This is a genomic window from Arthrobacter sp. Cr_A7, assembly GCF_029222765.1.
Lineage (GTDB): Bacteria > Actinomycetota > Actinomycetes > Actinomycetales > Micrococcaceae > Arthrobacter.
Genome location: NZ_JARHXQ010000165.1, coordinates 1 through 2,669 on the forward strand (window position 1 = coordinate 1; position 2,669 = coordinate 2,669).

The following is a 2,669-nucleotide window of genomic DNA, read 5'->3' on the forward strand; positions in this document are numbered from 1 at the left end:
CTACCGCTACTTCGGGGACAAGGCCGGCCTCCAGCAGGCTGTGGGTGAAGTGGTCCTCAGCCAGATGCAGCGGCGCATCCAGGAAGCGGCACAGAACGCCCTGACCCCACGCGAAGGGCTGCTGGCCATGGTGTCGGCGTACCTGCAGATGGCTGACACCAGCCCCAACGTCTACACCTTTGTCACCCGCTCCACCTCCGGGGAATCCGGAGATTCCCCCAACTCCGGCGCGTTGGGCCACTTCTTTGATGCGATTGCGGACATGATTGCCACCCCCATGCGTTCCCACCTGGGCGACGGCAAGGAAGCCGTTATCGGCTATTGGCCCAAGGCCGCCATCGGACTGGTCAGGAACGCGGGCGAACAATGGCTCAGCACTCCGGACTCCCCCGCCAAACCCGGCCAGGAAGCCATGGCACTGCAGATCACCGCATGGCTGTGCGTCGGGATCGCCCCCGAACTGTCGCCTGCCCCCCGAACCTGAACACTCCCGCACCACAAGCCCCTGTCAGCACCAACGAAGGACATTGACATGACTGAAGTAGTGGATCGCTCCGCCGCAAAGGGGCATTCCCCCGTGACCGCACCAAGCCTGGTTCCCGGCTCCGCCCAGCCTGCCGTCGACGTCCATGCCCTCGGCGAACAGCTGCTGGGCAAATGGGCCGCGGTCCGGCTCCAGGCACGCGACCTGGCCGCACGTCCTGAACTTCACAAGACCGAGGGACTGACCCACACGGACCACCGGGCAAGGGTATCCGGGCAGCTGCAGTACCTGGTGGACAACGGCGCCGTGCACCGCGCTTTCCCCTCCGCCCTCGGCGGCAGTGACGACCACGGCGGCAACATCGCCGGCTTCGAAGAGCTCGTGGTCGCCGATCCGTCGCTGCAGATCAAGGCCGGCGTCCAGTGGGGCCTCTTCGGCTCGGCGGTAATGCACCTAGGAACGGGGGCACACCATGCCAAGTGGCTTCCGGGCATCATGAGCCTGGAAATTCCCGGCTGCTTTGCCATGACGGAAACCGGGCACGGCTCCGACGTTGCCAGCATCGCCACCACGGCCACCTACGATCCCGCCACCGGGGAATTCGTGGTCCACACCCCCTTCCGCGCCGCCTGGAAGGACTACATCGGAAACGCCGCCATCGACGGCCTGGGCGCCGTGGTGTTCGCGCAGCTCATCACGCGGGGCGTCAACCACGGGGTCCACGCCTTCTACGTGGACCTCCGCGACCCCGAAACCAGGGAATTCCTCTCCGGCATCGGTGGTGAAGATGACGGCATCAAGGGCGGCCTCAACGGCATCGACAACGGCAGGCTCCACTTCACCCACGTCCGGATCCCCCGGACCAACCTCCTGAACCGCTACGGGGACGTGGCCGCGGACGGTACCTACTCCTCACCCATCGCCAGCCCCGGCCGCCGTTTCTTCACCATGCTGGGGACCCTGGTTCAGGGACGTGTCTCACTGGATGGCGCCGCCGTCGCCGCGTCCAAGATTGCCCTGAAGGCGGCCATCCAGTACGCCACAGAGCGCCGGCAGTTCAACGCCTCCTCACACACCGACGAGGAAGTCCTGCTCGACTACCAGCGCCACCAGCGCCGGCTCTTCACCCGCCTCGCCACCACCTACGCGGCCGGCTTCGCCCACGAGCAGCTCCTGCAGAAGTTCGACGACGTCTTCTCCGGAGCACACGACACCGATGAGGACCGCCAGGACCTGGAAACCCTGGCCGCGGCCCTGAAGCCGCTGAGCACCTGGCACGCCCTGGATACCCTGCAGGAGTGCCGGGAGGCCTGCGGCGGGGCCGGCTTCCTGATCGAGAACCGCTTCGCCTCGCTCCGGGCGGACCTGGACGTCTACGCCACATTCGAAGGCGACAACACCGTCCTGCTGCAGCTCGTGGCCAAACGCCTCCTGGCCGACTACGCCAGGGAATTCCGGAGCGTCGACTTCGGCGTGCTGGCCCGCTATGTGGTGGGCCAGGCAACCGGAGCTGCCATCCACCGGACCGGCCTGCGCCAGGTGGCGCAGTTTGTTGCTGACAACGGCTCGGTCCAGAAAGCCGCCATTGCCCTGCGTGACGAGGAAAGCCAGCGCGCCCTGCTGACCGACAGGGTGCAGACCATGGTGGCCGAGGCCGGCGCAGCATTGAAGGGCAGCAACCGGCTTTCCCACGAAAAGGGAGCCGCCCTGTTCAACCGGCACCAGAATGAACTGATTGACGCCGCGCAGGCGCACGCCGAACTGCTGCAGTGGGAGGCCTTCACGGACGCGCTCCGCGACGTGACCGACCCCGGAACCAGGACTGTCCTGACCTGGCTGCGTGACCTCTTCGGCCTTTCCCTCATTGAGAAAAACCTTTCCTGGTACCTGATGAACGGCCGCCTTTCCATGCAGCGGGGCCGCACCGTGGGTGAATACATCAACAGGCTGCTGGTGAAGATCCGCCCGCACGCCCTGGACCTGGTGGACGCCTTCGGGTACGGCGAGGACCACGTCCGCGCCGCCATCGCCACCGGCGCCGAGAAGACACGCCAGGACGAGGCAAGGGCCCACTTCCGGAGCCAGCGGGCAAGTGGACAGTCCCCGGTCGACGAAAAGGTGCTGATCGCCAGGACAGCGGCCGGCCGGACCAAGTGACCGGGCCTGGCCGGCAGGTGCAGGACTT

Annotated in this window: 2 protein-coding genes; both read left to right on the forward strand. The window is 66.5% G+C overall.

Annotated elements, in window-relative coordinates:
* Positions 1-484 (forward strand): TetR/AcrR family transcriptional regulator (locus P2Q66_RS10325; RefSeq protein ID WP_275727787.1); only part of this gene is annotated, 484 nt, incomplete at its 5' end.
* 48 nt (positions 485-532) lie between these two features.
* Positions 533-2,641: an acyl-CoA dehydrogenase gene (locus P2Q66_RS10330; protein ID WP_275727789.1), complete on the forward strand. Its 2,109-nt coding sequence runs from the start codon at positions 533-535 to the stop codon at positions 2,639-2,641.
* The last annotated feature ends 28 nt before the right edge of the window (positions 2,642-2,669 follow it).